Here is a 17,871-nt window from a genome sequence, read left to right as displayed (position 1 = left end):
TGCTGTTTGTTTACTTAAACAGCTGGTAATCACCTAATAAATGTAAAAATGAGTAACAATTTATTAAAAGGTAAAAGAGGAATTGTATTTGGTGCACTCAACGATAAATCTATTGCCTGGAAGGTAGCGGAAAAAGCTGTAGAGCAAGGAGCTACGATCACGTTATCAAACACTCCCGTGGCCATAAGAATGGGAGACACAAAGGCTTTAGCCGAAAAACTGAACACTATAATTATACCTGCCGATGCTACTAATGTAGAAGATCTGAAAAAAGTTTTTGAAGAATCAATGGAGGCTCTTGGCGGAAAAATAGACTTTGTCCTGCACTCAATAGGCATGTCTATGAATATGCGTCACAATAGATCTTATGATGATCTTAATTATGAGTTCTTTGACAGGACGCTGAATATCTCGGCCATTTCATTCCACAAAATGATACAGATTGCAAAAGAAATGGATGCTATATCGGAAGGAGGTTCTGTACTCGCGCTTACTCATATCGCAGCCCAACGCACATTTACAGGCTACAACGATATGGCCGATGCTAAAGCGCTGCTCGAATCTATCGCACGCAGCTTCGGTTATGTATACGGTCGCGACAAGGGGGTGCGTGTGAATACTATTTCACAATCGCCAACCCTGACTACCGCAGGACAAGGAATTGACGGCATGAATGCATTCGTTGATTTCGCCGAAAAAATGTCTCCGCTGGGCAATGCCGATGCAGAAGAATGTGCAGACTACTGTATAGTAATGTTCTCAGACCTTACCCGCAAGGTGACTATGCAAAATCTTTTCCACGATGGAGGATTCTCTAATATGGGACTGACTCAGGCTGTGGTAGATGATTATATCGAAAAGAAATAATCTCCTATATTAGGATAGAAAAGGGCAACTCATATGAGTTGCCCTTTTTATTATTTACCAAACAGGTATTTTATTTTGCAGCGACAGGGTATTTATTTCCTCTATAACTCTTCAGCATCGCTCTTGTCGAACCAACATTTAGCTTTGTATCGAGTCTTACAGGCAGGCGGTTGTCATCGTTTGTTATATATACCTTCATCGATTCTTCCTTATCTTCAAAAGCTTCGGATTGTATACTCAAAATAAGTTTTATGCAACTATATTTTTTATCATCATTTGCTTTCACATCTTCTATTCCTCCATGTTCTATTACCATGTAGGACTTCTTTTTACCTGAAATAAAATCCACACGCTTTTCATCACCTTTTTTCATGCTGGAATAATCAAGAGTGCGGGCATAAAGTACAACACTTACCATATCATATACACAGGAGTTTACTGTGATGGTTTCGTCGAACTTTTGCTCGCCATCCCTTACCCTTTTAGTATGCACATTCACTTTACTACCGCTATAGGTGTATGTCATATTCTCTATTGTATGGTTCTTTCCTTCTTCGGCATTTTTATAAAACGCAAGAGGGACAATCTGTTTAGTATAGTAAGCAGAGAGCGTATCATCAATACTGAACATCTTATCTACCATCCCCGAGGATTTTGCAGTCAATGTCGTTTTATAAGCATCTTGGCCGTTATATCGCTGAGAGACGGTTCTTAATGTAGAAATCCCTGCTTTCGTATTAACCAGCCCCCATTTGAAATACAGGTCGTAAGTCAGTTGCTCTCCGGCCTGAAAATATTTATTATTAACCTGACATTGACTCTGTGCATTCAGACTCAAAGTGGCCAGAAATATAGATGCTATCAACGTTATTTTTCTAATCATAGTTCTTGTTCTTTTAGTTTCAACTAGTATAGCGATTCAATTAATACTGCTGCATATTTGTTTGACTGTTACTATAAGTATTATTGTCCTGGTTACTACCTGTAGTAGTGGAGGCATTACTATTTCTGCCCCTGTTCTGTTCGCCTTGCTTACGTTCCAGTTCTTCCAACTGTTTACGTCTGGCTTCTTTTTCCTGAGGCTTCTGCTTGGTTATTTCCAATGGCTTTTGTTTTGCCAGAGTAGTCGTATCTATCGCCCAAGGCTCCAGGTCATCAACCATAAAATAAGCTTTTAATTCATAAACTTTCGGTGAATAACACACCATTTCCGGTTGAATATTTTTTTCGTAATCACCGGTATCCCAAATACCATTATTATTTGTATCCAATATTATACGGGCATAATATGTTCCGGGATTAAGGTCTCGAAACACAGCAGCATTATCTCTGACTCGTGATTTCCTGATTGGTTTATCCGACTTATCTAAAAGTTCTATAAACGAAGGAATCGAATCTACTCCCGTTACACGGATAGCCAGTTGTGCATACTGGTCTTCAGCCTTCACTTTAAATTTCTGCTCTATCTTATTATTCCATAATCCATATATCCCGTAGACAGCCGCCGAGTCTATTTTGACCAGGTATTCTTCATTATACTGCCAGCGATGCCTTATCGTATACCGCCTCGGGTTTAAGGAATCTTTTTGTAATTGTAACGGGACATCGCGATAAACAGAATCTTTCAGTTGTTGGAAAATGATCTTCAAAGAAAGGGAATCGTCCAGGATAGGCTCTGCAAATTCAAACATTATATTCTTATAGGTATCCCATGCTGAAGTCAGATTATGATTCACTCCCAGGAATGTAACCTGAGGTTCTTCATCACCCTCTTTCTCTCTTCTTTTTTTCTCTTTCTCTTCCTCTTTCTCTCTTAGTTTTTCCCTCTGTTTTTTGCCACGATCTACAAACCTCAGCGTATCGGTAACCGGAACGGACTGATTCAGCGTATCGGTTTTCAGATATGTCATCCGAAAAGCCAGTGTATCGGTCTGTTCAAGCATTTTATCTTTCAGCCAATAGATCAGGGTATCGTTCTTTGCACTTTTTTCCAATACAGCCCAATCATTGCCCGGGTCGAAATTCAATGGCTCCAACTCCGGCATTTTGGTTGGTGCACCAAAGAATATGGAAAGCTTATTTTCCGTACGTTCATATTTCTGAAGATATTGCCTCTGGAAATCGGATTTGAATGAGCGCATTACTATATTATCAGGTAAGAACCGGGTATATTCTATTTGCTTTATGGTATCTATTATTTTTTTCGTTGTATCAGTATACAAGGTATCGTAACGTGTAGCCCTCATCGAGGTAGGTTCCAGTATTTCCTCAAAAAAAGCAATCGCTTCCGACGGATTATCATATTTATAATCCCTGTTGGCATCATCAAGGGCAAATAGCCTGTATTTACCAACAGCAACTCCTTTGATGGCAAAGTCTCCGCTTTCGCTTGTACGCGCAATACGGTCGAACTGAACTTTAGTGAACGCCGTATCATCCAGATTGGAATGTAATCCTACATATATTCCTTTGACAGGTTCGAGATTGTCAGCAGTTAATACTTTACCCGAAATTATAAGTGAATCCACCACATCACCTGTTGAAAATGAGAATGAAAAATTCTCCAGCGGATTTTTCTCATTATTGTCTACAATGGAATTCGTGAAGTCAATTGTATATGTTGTATTAGGGATCAATGTATCCCGCAGTTCAACAGTTACTTTCTTATTGACAGCCTGAATAACAGGAAAAGCCCTTTGCGGAGGTGTGATTATAACGTTCTCGTTTGGTTTCTCGACAGTAACGTTCTCATCAAACTCAAATACGATCTTCCCTTTCGTCACATTGGTTGCATTAAATGCGGGTGTTACTTTTACAACCTTAGGCGGGTCCAGGTCATAAGAGCCACCTGTAGGAGATGCCATATTTGCACAAGCCGTGATTACCATGGCAATAGTAGCAAACACTAAAGTGAAAAGAACATTTTTCCTGAAAAACTGAAGCATGCTATTACTTTATTTTAACGCAAAAATACAATGTTTTGAATATAAATATGCCGATAAGTATATAAAATAGCTTAAATAGAGACATTTCCAACAGATTTTGCTAATACGATCTGGCTCTCATTACCCATATTGAACAGCAAATCTATAATACTCATATTGGGGATAAATCCGAATTTACGGTCAAAAACCTGATAGTAACCATAGGGAGAAAACTCTTCATCGAAGGATTGCCAGTCTTTCTTGGGATGTATATCGTCCCGCAGGTCAAGTTCGTTATCCGCAAATTCAGTCCTGTACTCAGATGAAGGTTTTACTACGGGCAGATCGATATTCAACAGATTCAAAACCCGCTCTTGCAATTCGTTATTAAAATCGAGTAAAAAAGAGTATTTCTTCCGATAAAAAGGATAAAAATCGTCCTGATAATATTCAAAGAACGGAGTGGAATTATATGCTGACACAATAGCATTCCAATGCATATGCTGCCAATTGCCATGATCGGCTATGCGAATATCTTTCATCAAAGTCTTATCTTTTGACGAATGCACTACCGGTATAGATAACGATATAGGCCCATTGGCAGAAATTATTGTACACCGATTCCTATATGTCTGCTTAATATAATGATCCCATTGTTCGATGCAGATGGTCTGAGCCACAAGAAATTTAGTGTAATACTGAACAGGAGCCAGATAAGCCGAAGAAAGAATTATATCCATATAAAACGGGTTATTCAACTTTAGAAAAACAATGATCTTTTTCTTTACTATACCAAATAAAACGAACCTTACCGATTATATTTTTGAAAGGGATAAAACCCAGATAACGCGAGTCTAACGCATTCTCTGTATTATCGGACAGCACCCAGTAATAATCATCTCCGAATGTATAGGCTCCTCCGTGCTTAATACCATCAATCACAAGTACTCCTTCTTCAAATACAACGTTCTCCTTATTATGTTCCAGAGATATTATTTGCCTGTAATACACAAAATTATCGTCTGTTAAATCAACTGATTTTCCTCTTTCAGGTATTCTGAACTTATATACCTGGACCGAATCTAAGGAAAAGGGGATCAAGCGTATAGTATCAGGCAGCATTTCTTTTAAAACAAAAGCATCGTACCTATTGAGAGATAAAACCAATGTGTCTTTTTCTATCCTTTGTTCGTAAACTCTGATATCCTGCTCTTCTATAATATGCTCAAGATTATATCCTGCGGGTAACTTCACTTTATACCTTTCCACAACTGAGGGGGAGGCAAGATATCCTTGCCCGTTAATATTTATATCTTCTCCTCTGATCTCGATGCTGTCGCCCGGCAGGCCTACAATCCGGCTAAGGATCAGGCTCCTTTTATCTAACGGCTTCTGTGTCTCAAGAGGGTGATTCAATAATATGACATCATTCCTGCCGGCCTCATCCCCAAAAAGCCTTTTATAAGGGAATTGTAAAGCAGAAGAGTATGATTTAAACCCGAAAATATTATCGAATGTAAAAGGAATATCCAACACTGTTACCGGCAGGCGAATACCATAAGCTGTTTTATCAATCAGCACTTTGTCATTTTCTGACAAAGTTGATTCCATCTGTAAAGAAGAAACTGTAAATGACTCGATAAGAAAACAACGTATAGATAAAACAATGAGCAAAGTAACAAGTGTTACTTTGCCCACAAATATGTATATGTTTTTCTTTTTCGAAGACATCGCCTCATCCTCCGTTTATTACAGGGAGAAATATTTATTTTTTGTTGCCGGTGGTAAACAACCTGCTCCAACGTATCTTTCCGCTAAACCAACCTTTATCTTTATCGAGTGACAACCAGATAAACAATGGTTTCCCTACAACATGATCTTCGGGCACAAATCCCCATGCACGCGAATCGGCCGAGTTGTCCCTGTTATCTCCCATCATAAAATAGTAATCGAACTTAAAGGTGTAAGAGTCGGCCTGTTGTCCGTTGATATAAACCTTACCTCCTTTATATTCGAAGTCGTTGTGCTCGTAATTCTTAATACAGCGCACATAAGCCGCTACTTTATAATCCACATCTGTATCGAATGTTATGGTCGCCCCTTTCTTCGGTATCCATAGTTTAGGAAAATCGCCGGAATAAGAGTCCTGAGTATAAGTAATCGGGTAAACGTAATCATATTTACTGGATTCCAACCTCTTGACATTAGCAGTTTTCATATATTGATTACGTCTGAAAACATTCAGGACAAAAGGTTTTGCCTCTAATTCCTTAACCATTGCTTTCGTTAAGGGTATCTGATAACCTAGACCAAAATTGCCATTTTTCGATTTAAATCCTAAACTAACAAGAGCGAGACTATCTCCTCTGCCTATATCGGCAGGATTAAACCATGGTACCATCTTCTGTCCAAGATCGTTCACATATAAATAATCGTCTTCACTAACTCCCAAATCCTGAAGCAATTCCGGTTGTAGTTGAGTTCCATCTGTTTGCACAATATACATAAGCTGCATATTTTCGGGATTGACAATAGCTTTATCATCAATAAAAACAGTATCGTTTCTCATTCCGATTGTTTCTCCAGGGAGTCCTATGCAGCGCTTCACATAATTCTCACGCCTATCGACCGGACGATATACAATATCTCCGTATTTATTTTTATCTCCCTGCACCACATTTCGGCCTTCAGCCATACACATGATATAATAATCGGAATTCTGCGCATTCAGAGCGACCGTATCACCCGACGGATAATTGAATACAACTATATCGTTGCGTTCAATATGTCCTGTTCCCGTAAAACGTTTGTATTCCAGTTGAGGCTTTTCGAGATACGACTTGAATCCAAATCCGGGGAATGTATGTTGCATAAGCGGTAAAGAAAAAGGCGTCATCGGAGAACGGGCTCCATAACTTACTTTGCTCACACAAAGGAAATCACCTACCAAAAGAGATTTTTCGAGTGAAGAAGATGGTATCTGATAATTCTGGAAAAAGAATGTATTGATTATCCACACACCCACCAGAGCGAACAATATGGCATCTACCCAATCGAGTACTTTACGCATCTGAGGATTTTTAGCATTACGCCATGCCCCCCACGCAATAAACTTGGTAATATAAATATCGATGAAAACTGGAATCAGTATCAGTACAGCCCAATACCCTGTCCAGAGGACAAACAATATAGTAAGAATACAGGCTATTGCGGCATAAATATACTGCCTTATGCCGGGTTTCTTCCGTTCCCTTTGTTGTTCTTTATTATTTGATATATTTTTTTCCATAGCCCTTTTAAAAGTTTAGCATATCTTTCATACCCAGAAAACCTTTTTTCCCTTTAGTGAATTCGGCAGCAATTACCGCTCCCAATGCAAGGCCTTTACGGCTCTTCGAATCATGTTTTATGCTGATTATATCGACCTCCGATTCGTATGTTATTTCATGTATACCGGGAATTTCTCCTTCGCGTATAGCATGTATAGGCAGGTCTGAATCATTGTCTTTTGTTTCCAGCGTCCACTGCCCTTTTCTTTCTATATTTTCAAGAATACCTTCGGCTAAGGTTATGGCTGTTCCGCTGGGAGCATCCAGTTTATGGATATGATGTGTTTCTTCTATCTTTATATCGTAGTCGGGATAGTTATTCATGATCTTTGCCAGATATTTATTTAAGGTAAAGAATATATTAACTCCCAGACTATAATTTGAGGCATAGAAAAAAGTACTATTCCCATTCTCACAAGCTTTTTTCACCTCATCCATATGCTCGAGCCAGCCTGTAGTACCTGCCACAACAGGAACACCTGCCATAAAGCACTTCCTGTAATTATTTATCGCACTGTCAGGTGTGGAGAACTCAATGGCAACATCTGCACTTTTAAACTCAGCGGAATCGAAGTCCGCAACATTATTTACGTCTATAATAGATACAATGGTATGACCACGTGAGATTGCTATTTTTTCGATCTCGTGTCCCATTTTACCATATCCGATAAGGGCTATTTTCATGTAAGGGTCAAATGATAATTTGTTAAAGCTTACAAATATACACAAAAACTTATTTTTACGGGATTTCCATCCCGGTTTATCCTCTTTTATAAGATTTTTTAATGAGAAGCCGCTCTTTTAATCGAAGCGTAACGATTTGACCGGAGATATTCTCGCAATAAGATAGGATGGTATGATCATTACCAGCATAGACAGAACCAGGGTTCCGGCATTAATAAGCAGTATATACCAAAAATTGATATCCACAGGAGCTTCTGCCATATAATACTTTTCCGGGTCAAGCTTAATTATTCCGAAATATTTCTGAATGAACAAAATAGCCAATGCTATCACATTTCCCCAAAACATTCCCTTCAATATCAGGAAAGAGGAAACATAGAGAAAAACTTTGCGTATGCTATAGTTCCGCGCCCCAAGGGTTTTCAGCATACCGATCATATTGGTACGTTCGAGAATGATGATAAGCAAGCCCGAAATCATTGTAAATATAGAAATGGCAAACATCAGAATAATAATCACAACCACATTCATATCCAGCAAATCGAGCCAACTGAATATCATCGGGTTAAGTTCTTTTACGGAACGTGTCAGCAAAGTATTGTCTTTACGGTCTCGATAGACCATCATTTCCATAAAAACATGCTGTTGCATCTGATCCAGCTTATCATAGTCCTTCACCAGAAGCTCTATTCCACTCACTTCGTCTTCGTCCCAATCATTCAACTCCCGTATCAGTTCTATATCGGTTACAACAAAAAGCTTGTCATAGTCTTCAAAATTTGTACTGTATATACCAGAGATATAAAATCTGCGATATCTGACATTTTCACCGACAAAATAACTAACAAAACGGTCTCCCGTTTTCAGTTTCAGTTTATCTGCTATATTTTTGGAGAGTATGGCCTGATTTTTATGTACAGTATCATCGGGATTGATGATAGAGCCATCCACCATATTCTGCCTGAAGAAATCCCAATCATAATCTTTACCTACTCCTTTCAGGATGATTCCCTGAAAAGCACTGTCGGTTTTTATTATACCCGGTTTTGTGGAGAATGTCTGTACATGCTTTATACCTTCGGTTTGCTGTAGAGCCTCCCGGATTTCAGGGCTTACACATATTGGTAATGTTTCATAGGAACTATTATTCTGTAAATTAGTGATCTGCAAATGAGATCCGAAACCAACAACTTTCCCTCTTACCTCTTTTTTGAATCCCACGACTATGGAAAGTGCCAGAATCATAGCCGCCAAACCAATAGCCACACCGGCCACAGCGATTTTAACAGCGGGAGAAGAAGCTCGTTTTTCTCCTTTATTCTTACTGAAATGAATACGCTTTGCTATGAATAATTCCAGATTCAAAATTGTAGCAGTTTATTGTTCAGAATAAAAATCCTTGTTCATTATGTCTTTTTCTACCCAGATGACTATATGCCAGATCGGTAGCCTCACGTCCGCGGGGAGTACGCTTCATAAATCCCTCTTTGATAAGGAAGGGCTCATATACCTCCTCTATCGTGCCTCCATCTTCACCCAGTGCCGTGGCAATCGTTGAAATACCAACAGGGCCACCCTTGAATTTATCGATAAGTATCGAGAGTATTTTATTATCTATTTCGTCAAGCCCGTATTTGTCAATATTCAGCGCTTCCAACGAATAATTCGCTATATTCTTATCTATTTTCCCCGAACCTTTTACCTGTGCAAAATCCCTTACCCTACGCAGCAAAGCATTTGCTATACGCGGCGTACCACGACTACGGGATGCTATTTCCAAAGCAGCTTCTTTGGATGTAGGAACATCCAGTATATTCGCCGAACGCAGTATAATATTCGTCAGGGTCTCTATATCATAATATTCAAGATGCATATTGATCCCGAAACGGGCTCGCAACGGACTTGTGAGCAAACCGCTACGGGTAGTAGCCCCAACCAGGGTGAACGGATTCAGTTCGATCTGAATAGAACGCGCGCTAGGCCCCTTATCTATCATAATATCGATACGATAATCTTCCATCGCACTGTAAAGATATTCTTCCACAACAGGTGAGAGACGGTGTATTTCGTCAATGAAAAGAACATCATTCGGCTCGAGCGAGGTCAATAGTCCGGCCAAGTCGCCCGGTTTATCCAATACTGGCCCTGATGTGATCTTAAAACCTACACCGAGTTCATTGGCTATGATGTTGGAGAGAGTGGTTTTCCCAAGTCCGGGAGGACCATGTAATAAGGTATGATCAAGCGATTCGCCACGCATTTTAGCTGCCATGACAAATACCTGAAGATTCTCGACAACCTTATTCTGTCCGCTAAAGCTGTTGAATGTAAGAGGACGAAGAGCGTTTTCAAACTCTTTTTCCATTTCATTCATTCCACCTCTATGTGTATCAAATATTTCTTCCATATGCTATGGCTGCAAATTTACATCAATATATTCAATTTACGACTAATCATAAAAGTTAATTGTTATAATTACTCTGACACTAACCTTCTTCGTCAGATGTTAAATCGTATATTTATTTAACATTTTTCAAATTTAATTTTTATATTTGCAAACAGATACAAATAAGGATGACATTAACTCACAAAGATGCAAAACTATGTGCCATTTTTCCGCCTGGAAATTTGGTAGTTAGCATTGTTTTATTAGAGAGAGAACACATCATTAACTGACCAGCCCCTTTTATTATTCCCGGCACTTTTTTATGCGCATTTCCTGTGCACTTATCTCCTGTGCATATATTTCACGCGTGGTTATCTGAACGCCTGCGCACTACTGCGCGCACCAATGCGCAATAACCTAAAAAATATTTTACAAATTATAAAAAACTCCGGAAGTTTTTCTCAAAATTTCCGCAGCCTTATATTTTCCGCCACAGGTATATCCGGTGCGGAGGCTACACTATTCATTCTCTTAATAAGTTCTTTGTTTCCGGGATATTTACTTACCGCCGGTAATTTTTTTGTCTTGTCTTGCCTTTTAACAAAATTGTCTTCAACTTTTATCCTACCGTTTGTGAAAACAGGGGATAAACGGCATTTCGAAAGTATCGCCGGAAACAAACTTATTATGATGAATGATGAATTAAAAATGAAGAATTGCGAATTAAACAACCATATAGCCACAGCTACCCTACTTTCCGGATGCAAGATTGTTAAAGCCTGTGTACTTCTTTCTGCCGCCAATTGTCATCCTGAGGAACGAAGGATCTCGTATATATCAAACAGATGCTTCACTATCGTTCAGCATAACAAAGTGTGTAAAAAACCAGGGTTTAACAACCGTGTTTTTTGCGAGGGAGCCAGAGGGGGCTGTGAAACTTGCATTACTCTTTTTAAAACTTTACAAATATGAAAACAGACAAACAAAAAAAAGTGACAACATTCGTAAGGACATCAGTAAATTCATTGGTAAGGACACTTGCCATGGCCATGCTACTGGCTTTACCGGCCGGTATCAGCGCACAGGTGGTTATCGGCATGGATGACAAGCCCGAGTCAGGGGCCATCCTGCAACTGAAGGAAACAAACGATGCGGGAGTAAATGCCCTGAGGGGATTGCTATTGCCACGGGTAATGATAGAGAATCTGAATCCGGATTTGAGTAACCCGACAGCCCTTGCTGCTTCCCTGGGGGTTACGGGCGAAACATGGGACGCGGACAGGCACATCGGGCTGCTGGTTTTCCATGTGGGGGACGCAAGCGGGTCGGGTGACCTGGATAAGCCTAATATTTTCGTCTGGACAAAGGACGACGGATGGTTACTGGTAAAAGCAAATTAAGAAATAACCTTTCCAACTGCCCCTGATTCCCTGTATATTGTATATGGGGATCAGGGGGCTAACATTATACAAACACTATGAAATTAAAACTACTTATACTTTACCTTATACTGCTTGTTTCGACAGGCAGTATGGCACAGGTGACCATGGGAACGGGCAGTGCCCCTGAAAAAGGGGCTTACCTGCAGCTAAAGGAAAAAGATGATGATCCTGCCACGGGGGTTAACGCCAAACGCGGGCTGTTATTGCCGCGCACAAACCTGAAAACGACAGGCGACCCCACCGTATCGGGCAGTACAACAGCGCATACGGCGGGCACGACCTTCTATAATATGACCACAGACCTGAACCCGGCTAGTGGTGACGCGCTATGCCCGGGCGTATACGCATGGAACGGCAGTAAATGGATGCGGTTGCATGACCCGTGCCCGGATCCTTGTGCGGGAATGACCGTCAATGACATCAGCGATCAAACGGTATGTAACAACAGTTCGACAACGGCCGTAGCATTCGGTTCTTCAACCGCCGGTGCGACATTCGACTGGGTGAACGATACGCCGTCTATCGGCCTGGCGGCAAGCGGTACGGGTAATATAGCTGCATTCACGGCTACAAATACCACGGCAAACCCTGTGACGGCATCCATTACGGTAACCCCTAAACTGGGCGTTTGTACAGGAACAGCCCGTACATTTACAATCACCGTGAACCCTACACCTACGACAACATTTACCGCATCTGCGACAAGTGCCTCTGTGGGTGATATCGTAACTTATACCACGCAATCGGGAATGAGTGATTATACATGGACGATTCCGGGTACTTCAGGAACGGACTATACCATAAGTAGCGGTAGTACAGCCAGCTATTCGGTAAGTATAGAATGGCTGACAGGGGGTGATAAAACCGTTATGGTGAATTATACCGATAATGGCTGTCCGGGGACAGCAGCTACTGTGACAACCAGTGTAGCCACAATAAATACCAGCACCAACGCTACCGTAACAGCTTGCGCGACATCAGGCCTTATCACTTCGGTAAGTACAGAATTTTATATGTTTACCTACCAAAAAATGAACCTGTTTGCCAACTTCAGTGGCGGAACTCCTACCTCTTATCAATGGATGGTGGACGGCACGGCCGTTACCGACGAAACAGACGCTACATTTACATATGACCCTTCTTCAGTTATTACCACCCAGGACGAACTGGGCAACTATAAAACGACGGTAAATATCACCTGCCTGATGGAGGTAAACAGCCAAATGGTACAGCCTGTAAATAACTTTAAAATACTGGTGGTGCACGTACCGGACGAAGACTTGAATCCGAAAGACGAAATTCGCGACCTGCAACCTATCTATTTATGGGCGTTTAAAGACGGTGACCCAGGTGCTGGTGCGAAGTCAGATATAGTTACTTTTGCCCACGTGAACCTCGGTGCCGAGAACGAAAACGACCCTTGTAATTGTCTGGGTGACTTGTACCAGTGGGGACGCGAAAAAGATGGCAATGGTATTACTACCGGGCATTTCAGACGTGTTCTGGCCGATTCAGATGTGATACCTGTCACGATTGGTAGTGCTGCTACATCTGGTAATGCAAAGGTTGCCGAATCCGGTGACCTGGATGCTGCCACCGGACAGGTGATTGCAGGGAAAGCGCAATATGGCAAGTTTATCAAAAGCCTCGCCACATCATTCTATGACTGGCGTAGTACACGTAAACATGACCTTTGGGGTGACGGCGAACTCGATTACAGCTCACAGCCTTATAATCCTACCTGGGCAGTATCAACTAACAATCCTTGCCCTTCAGGCTGGATAGTTCCCAGCCAGAAGCAATGGAGCGCTCTGGTAAGCGGTGGTGATATAGTTGCTGCGGCCTCTCTTTTAGTAGATAGTAACAGCGAGGCGGCTAATATATGGAATACACTGGGATCTTTCTCTTCGAATAGTGTCAGCGGTTTTAAAATTGCCGACGCCCTGTTTTTGCCATCCACCGGCTACCGCGCCGTCGTTGATGCGTCGTTGAACGCTGGTGGTGCCCGTGCCTACTATTGGAGTAGTACCGCCAGTGTTGTTCCCGAACACTCGTACGCCCTGTACTTTACCCGCACCAGAGTCTACACAGCCAATCAAAGCAACCGGGCAGACGGGCAGTCGATACGCTGTGTGCCTATTACGCCTTAATAAAAGCGAACGGGGTAAACGAATTATGAATTGGCTAACGCCGAACGTTGTTTCGAAGAGTCGCCGGAGCGCAGGCGAGGCAAACAACGTTCAACGGAACGAAGTGCAGTTAATTATGAATAAAAATGACAGCTGATGGCTGTCGATGAGAATGCAGGGTTGTCCGGTGGGCAGCCCTGCATTTTTTTGGGGATGTTTATCTATGTAATAGAAGCCCCCTCCGGCTCCCCAAAGGGCAGGGCTGTTAAGTTCTCTGCTTTGTTCTGTTATTTTCTGCTGTCATCCTGAGTGAAACGAAGGATCTCTTATCTTACAAGAGATGTTTGCCTCGCCTTCGCTTCGGCGATTTGCAATTCACTCCGTTCAACATGACAAAGAGGGTATAAGTTTCAGAACTTAACAGCCCTGCCCCAAAGGGGGAGAAACAGAGAGAGTATAGATTAAAATTACACTTTGCTCCTTTGCGAGAAAACTTGTCAGATGTGTCAGGTTTTAACTAAAAAGCCAATAGTTATTAGCTAATGGCTAATAAAAAGCGATCTTTGAATTGTGAAATCGACGTAGTCAAAATAATATATTGACAGGTAAACAAGAGAAATTGCATTAATAAGAAAGAAACAGAAATAAAAAAACTTGAAAAACGTGTAAAGTTTGTCAAGTTTTCATATTTGGAGCTTACAATTTGGTATCTGCAGGCATAGTAAGTTAAGACAGCCTAAGGGTTATTTAGCCTTATATATTATCTCACATTCCACTCTTTGCAGTTCGTTAAAGAAATGCTGCTTCATATAACGGTAAGGATCCCCCCTTTGCAGCATCATCAATTGTTTCTCACGGCCTTTAAATATCCCCACATTGTCTATTATACCAAGAATTCGATCTTTAGCCGGAACATTTTCGTCTTTGTTTATCAGGTCTACAAGGCCTTGCCAGTCTTCGCCGATCCACGAAGTATTGAAATATGATGCAGGATAACCACAACGGTTTTGTAAGTAGGACTGAAACGATTGAGCACGCTTTTTAGCTATTTGTTCATTATCGTAGTAAATCCCATGGATTGACGTATAACCTCTTATATAAACTCCAACCAAAGAATATTCATTGCCATTCACTATCTCGTTTATTGCATTGCATATTTCTTCTATCCGGGAAGTATTGGCTGATACATGAAGTACATTCGACGACCGCATGCCTGTATAATGCAGATCTATACTCTTTGTATAGAGATGCCCTGACGACTTATCCGAAGAAGGTAATGAAGAGGGAGATGAGGCTGAAGGAGATGAAGAGTCTGTTAACAAATGAGCGAATGCCGGCTTTTCCTGTTTATCGGACTTTCCTTTATCCAATATTTTATTTAATGTCTCCGTCTGGACATATCCCGATCCTCCAAGTTCTTTTTTCAGGATTAGCTCCGCTTTATCCATCCAGGTTTCGTACGGTACATTTACATTATAGTGCAGATTGGATCTGTTATTGTCAGTTTGTATTGCATACACATCTGTCATTGTCTCCTTTGCACCATTAGCTTCTCCCAGGATAATCTTGGGAAGCGATACTTCTTTTGTTCCGGATTTTATGGAAGGTATTAACAACAAAAAGCTGCCATCATGTACATAGTAATCCCTTAACGGCATATCTATTTCGATGTATACATTATCACCACGGTGATCAAACCGTATATTTTCCAACTTGATACTTCCTGTTTGCTGAGCGTGTACGCCGTATGCTATCAGCAGGAAAGCTAACCATGAAATTGTCTTCTTCATAATGAATTTTGTCCCTATATAAAAGTCCCCACTCTATGAGCTAAAGTTTTGGTAAAAATATATCATAGAAATTATATATCAAAAATTTTAACATAATTATTTTATTTATAATAGTTCGCCACCTGTTACATTATAGTTAAGAACCATAACTATCTAAAAACAAAGCAGCAGGGGAATCCCCTACTGCTTTGACTATAAGTTTATTATATCTTATTAAAACGAGAAGTCTACTCCTGCCGCAAATACTTTATTTGTGCGTGCAAAAACGTCTTTGCTCGTAGTAACAGTTCCTATACCTCCACCCGGTTCTTTGGTGTAATCGGAATAAGTAGTCCAAAAGTAACCTACGTTGATCCTCACATTGGGTGCAACGTTAACCGCACCACCGAAGCCTATGGAATAAGAATCGCAAGAAAAACTCAGGTCCTTCTGGAAAGTATCTCCTACCCCGTATCTGGTTATCTGTCCACCTGCACTTACCAGGAATAACCTACTTATCTGGTATTCTACTCCGGCAAGGAATTCATTGGTACCTCCTGCATCCTTTTGTTTGTCGTCAGCCATTTTTGCATCAGAATCGAAAAAGTGATGGTAACCGATACTGGCTTCCAATTGTGGCAGAATCTTATATGAAACTCCGACAGTAAATAAAGCCGGTATATCGTGTGCTGTATTTACTCCGTCTCCATACAGGCCTGTATCGTCTCTTTTAGTGTTATTCTCTACATCTAAGGCTGTTTTAAACTCATATTTCATACCAATATTCAGCCTGTCTTTGTAATTGAAGTTGAATCCCACTATAGGAGCAACTCCCCATCCCGATTGTTTCGATTCGAGCTGTGCGCCTTCGTCGCTGGATGCTTTAACCAGAATACCGATCATTTGTCTCTGCTCCTCCGTTACAGCCGGATTTGCTGCTATTTGTTCCAAAATCTGATTAGCATAGGACATTTGGCTTCCATAGTTTTCTGAACTTGCCGGAGTAAGGTTCATTTTCAATCCCCTTAAATGCCCTTCATATTTATTATTAACCACATTCAGCCTGAAACCTCCATATACTGAAAACATATCATTGATCTGATAACTACCTCCCAGCTGTCCTCCGAATATAAAATTTGAACCTTTCATACTTTGCTGAACCTGATATTGGTTGGCTTTAAATCCGGTTAATGCCTGCACCTGATTGACCAAAGCAACACTGGCTCCCGCAGCAGCTTCGAAAGATGGCAGTCCGTCATCAAATGTAGCCTTCCCTCCCCCTCCGGAGATAGCGAAACTACCCGATAACACCCATTTCCCTTTTTTATATGCACCCTGTAAACTAGGAATAATCGGGGCAGATGCTGTTCCTTTAAATGATTTCACATCGCTTCCTCCATTCATCATATAGATAGGAGAGGTAGATGTTATTGTGCGTGTCTGGAACGCACTCTGGTTGGTAAAAGAAAAATGAAAGCCTTCCTTCAGTTTCACCAATCCGGCCGGATTAGTATACACAGCATCAATTTGTGTAGATGCATCGCGGGCAACCATTCTTATAAAGTGAGCACTCTGATTTGTATTTGTTAATATACCTCCTGCATAGGCAATAGAAGCACTGCACAATGACAGGATCACTATAAATACCAATTTCGTTTTATTCATTCTGTTTTAAGTTAGTTAAATGAGGCTGCAAAGTTATAAGTTAAAAATTAGTTTCAAAAGAAACTTTGTTAAAAATAAAGATTTATCTATCTGATTATCAAATATTTGTTGTTTATGCAACTAATAAACACCTAAAATATTCGCTCTCCTAATAAAACCAAATGAAAAAAGCGCAGAAAAAATCTGCGCTTTTTTATTCCGGAATATTCAGGTATATTATAAGTCAATTTTTATATCACGGCTTCCACCTTCTGAGGCTTTTATATACACATTAACTGTATCTTTAGGTAACAAACTTTCAATTTTTTCGGGCCATTCTATAAAGCACAGGCTTCCGCTATAGAAATAATCTTCATAACCGAAGTCAAAAGCTTCTTCTATCTTATTGATACGATAAAAATCGAAGTGATAAATCAACTCTCCACTATCTGATCGGTATTCATTTATAATAGCAAAAGTAGGGCTGTTGATAGTATCGGAAACACCGAGATTTTCACAGATCGCTTTGATAAGCGTTGTTTTGCCGGCTCCCATTTCTCCGCGGAAAGCAAATACGGTATTGTCTCCCATCGCTTTGATAAATTCAATGGCAGCTTCATTTATCTTGTCAAGCGATTCTATTCTTAGGTTCATAATTATCTGATGATTAAAATGTGCTGCAAAGATATATTATTCT

Annotated in this window: 14 protein-coding genes; 3 read left to right on the top strand and 11 right to left on the bottom strand. The window is 40.6% G+C overall.

All coding sequences use genetic code 11. The annotated features are described in order from the left end of the window. Nucleotides 1-48 precede the first annotated feature (48 nt). On the top strand, nt 49-867 hold the full coding sequence (locus tag GGR21_RS11115; RefSeq protein ID WP_183307298.1) for an enoyl-ACP reductase FabI: 819 nt from the start codon (nt 49-51) through the stop codon (nt 865-867). Between the two features lie 70 nt (nt 868-937). On the opposite strand, the gene GGR21_RS11110 is transcribed toward GGR21_RS11115, so the two are convergent. The 8 genes from GGR21_RS11110 to ruvB form a co-directional block, all read right to left on the bottom strand. Continuing rightward, nucleotides 938-1,750: a DUF3108 domain-containing protein gene (locus GGR21_RS11110; protein WP_183307297.1), complete on the bottom strand. Its 813-nt coding sequence runs from the start codon at nt 1,748-1,750 to the stop codon at nt 938-940. A gap of 40 nt (nt 1,751-1,790) precedes the next feature. After that, on the bottom strand, nt 1,791-3,812 hold the full coding sequence (locus tag GGR21_RS11105; RefSeq protein ID WP_183307296.1) for an Ig-like domain-containing domain: 2,022 nt from the start codon (nt 3,810-3,812) through the stop codon (nt 1,791-1,793). A gap of 71 nt (nt 3,813-3,883) precedes the next feature. Then, entirely contained in the window at nt 3,884-4,531 is a 648-nt protein-coding gene (locus GGR21_RS11100) for a WbqC family protein (RefSeq protein ID WP_183307295.1), read from the bottom strand. Nucleotides 4,532-4,541: 10 nt separating this feature from the next. Further along, on the bottom strand, nt 4,542-5,489 hold the full coding sequence (gene lepB / locus GGR21_RS11095) for a signal peptidase I (protein WP_317169879.1): 948 nt from the start codon (nt 5,487-5,489) through the stop codon (nt 4,542-4,544). A gap of 67 nt (nt 5,490-5,556) precedes the next feature. After that, nucleotides 5,557-7,080 carry a signal peptidase I gene (gene lepB / locus GGR21_RS11090; RefSeq protein ID WP_183307293.1) on the bottom strand — a complete coding sequence of 508 codons (1,524 nt, stop codon included), beginning with the start codon at nt 7,078-7,080 and terminating at the stop codon, nt 5,557-5,559. 7 nt (nt 7,081-7,087) lie between these two features. Then, the gene (gene dapB / locus GGR21_RS11085; protein ID WP_183307292.1) at nt 7,088-7,804 is read right to left on the bottom strand and encodes a 4-hydroxy-tetrahydrodipicolinate reductase; all 717 of its coding nucleotides are present in this window, start codon (nt 7,802-7,804) and stop codon (nt 7,088-7,090) included. A 117-nt stretch (nt 7,805-7,921) separates the two neighbouring features. Next, the gene (locus GGR21_RS11080; protein ID WP_183307291.1) at nt 7,922-9,169 is read right to left on the bottom strand and encodes an ABC transporter permease; all 1,248 of its coding nucleotides are present in this window, start codon (nt 9,167-9,169) and stop codon (nt 7,922-7,924) included. Nucleotides 9,170-9,188: 19 nt separating this feature from the next. Then, entirely contained in the window at nt 9,189-10,211 is a 1,023-nt protein-coding gene (ruvB, locus tag GGR21_RS11075) for a Holliday junction branch migration DNA helicase RuvB (RefSeq protein ID WP_183307290.1), read from the bottom strand. 947 nt (nt 10,212-11,158) lie between these two features. On the opposite strand from ruvB, the gene GGR21_RS11070 reads away from it, so the two are divergent. Together GGR21_RS11070 and GGR21_RS11065 are read left to right on the top strand one after the other, a co-directional pair. Further along, the gene (locus GGR21_RS11070; protein ID WP_183307289.1) at nt 11,159-11,590 is read left to right on the top strand and encodes a hypothetical protein; all 432 of its coding nucleotides are present in this window, start codon (nt 11,159-11,161) and stop codon (nt 11,588-11,590) included. Between the two features lie 77 nt (nt 11,591-11,667). Continuing rightward, entirely contained in the window at nt 11,668-13,782 is a 2,115-nt protein-coding gene (locus tag GGR21_RS11065; RefSeq protein ID WP_183307288.1) for a fibrobacter succinogenes major paralogous domain-containing protein, read from the top strand. A 722-nt stretch (nt 13,783-14,504) separates the two neighbouring features. Here GGR21_RS11065 and GGR21_RS11060 read toward each other — a convergent pair. From GGR21_RS11060 to tsaE, 3 genes are all read right to left on the bottom strand, one after another. Then, nucleotides 14,505-15,551, bottom strand: coding sequence for an OmpA family protein (locus GGR21_RS11060; protein ID WP_183307287.1), 1,047 nt, complete (start codon nt 15,549-15,551; stop codon nt 14,505-14,507). Nucleotides 15,552-15,764: 213 nt separating this feature from the next. Next, on the bottom strand, nt 15,765-17,195 hold the full coding sequence (locus GGR21_RS11055; RefSeq protein WP_183307286.1) for an OmpP1/FadL family transporter: 1,431 nt from the start codon (nt 17,193-17,195) through the stop codon (nt 15,765-15,767). A gap of 216 nt (nt 17,196-17,411) precedes the next feature. After that, nucleotides 17,412-17,828: a tRNA (adenosine(37)-N6)-threonylcarbamoyltransferase complex ATPase subunit type 1 TsaE gene (tsaE, locus tag GGR21_RS11050; protein WP_183307285.1), complete on the bottom strand. Its 417-nt coding sequence runs from the start codon at nt 17,826-17,828 to the stop codon at nt 17,412-17,414. Nucleotides 17,829-17,871: the final 43 nt, after the last annotated feature.

Origin of the sequence: Dysgonomonas hofstadii (assembly GCF_014196915.1) — a bacterium.
Lineage (GTDB): Bacteria > Bacteroidota > Bacteroidia > Bacteroidales > Dysgonomonadaceae > Dysgonomonas > Dysgonomonas hofstadii.
Note: the sequence above shows the minus strand (reverse complement) of the source record. Positions and strands in the feature narration are given on the sequence as shown.

Excerpts from the sequence above, each read along its gene's own strand:
- GGR21_RS11115 (WP_183307298.1), top strand. The coding sequence starts at position 49 with ATGAGTAACAATTTATTAAAAGGTAAAAGAGGAATTGTATTTGGTGCA.
- GGR21_RS11110 (WP_183307297.1), bottom strand. The coding sequence starts at position 1,750 with ATGATTAGAAAAATAACGTTGATAGCATCTATATTTCTGGCCACTTTG.
- GGR21_RS11105 (WP_183307296.1), bottom strand. The coding sequence starts at position 3,812 with ATGCTTCAGTTTTTCAGGAAAAATGTTCTTTTCACTTTAGTGTTTGCT.
- GGR21_RS11100 (WP_183307295.1), bottom strand. The coding sequence starts at position 4,531 with ATGGATATAATTCTTTCTTCGGCTTATCTGGCTCCTGTTCAGTATTAC.
- lepB (WP_183307293.1), bottom strand. The coding sequence starts at position 7,080 with ATGGAAAAAAATATATCAAATAATAAAGAACAACAAAGGGAACGGAAG.
- dapB (WP_183307292.1), bottom strand. The coding sequence starts at position 7,804 with ATGAAAATAGCCCTTATCGGATATGGTAAAATGGGACACGAGATCGAA.
- ruvB (WP_183307290.1), bottom strand. The coding sequence starts at position 10,211 with ATGGAAGAAATATTTGATACACATAGAGGTGGAATGAATGAAATGGAA.
- GGR21_RS11070 (WP_183307289.1), top strand. The coding sequence starts at position 11,159 with ATGAAAACAGACAAACAAAAAAAAGTGACAACATTCGTAAGGACATCA.
- GGR21_RS11065 (WP_183307288.1), top strand. The coding sequence starts at position 11,668 with ATGAAATTAAAACTACTTATACTTTACCTTATACTGCTTGTTTCGACA.
- GGR21_RS11060 (WP_183307287.1), bottom strand. The coding sequence starts at position 15,551 with ATGAAGAAGACAATTTCATGGTTAGCTTTCCTGCTGATAGCATACGGC.
- GGR21_RS11055 (WP_183307286.1), bottom strand. The coding sequence starts at position 17,195 with ATGAATAAAACGAAATTGGTATTTATAGTGATCCTGTCATTGTGCAGT.
- tsaE (WP_183307285.1), bottom strand. The coding sequence starts at position 17,828 with ATGAACCTAAGAATAGAATCGCTTGACAAGATAAATGAAGCTGCCATT.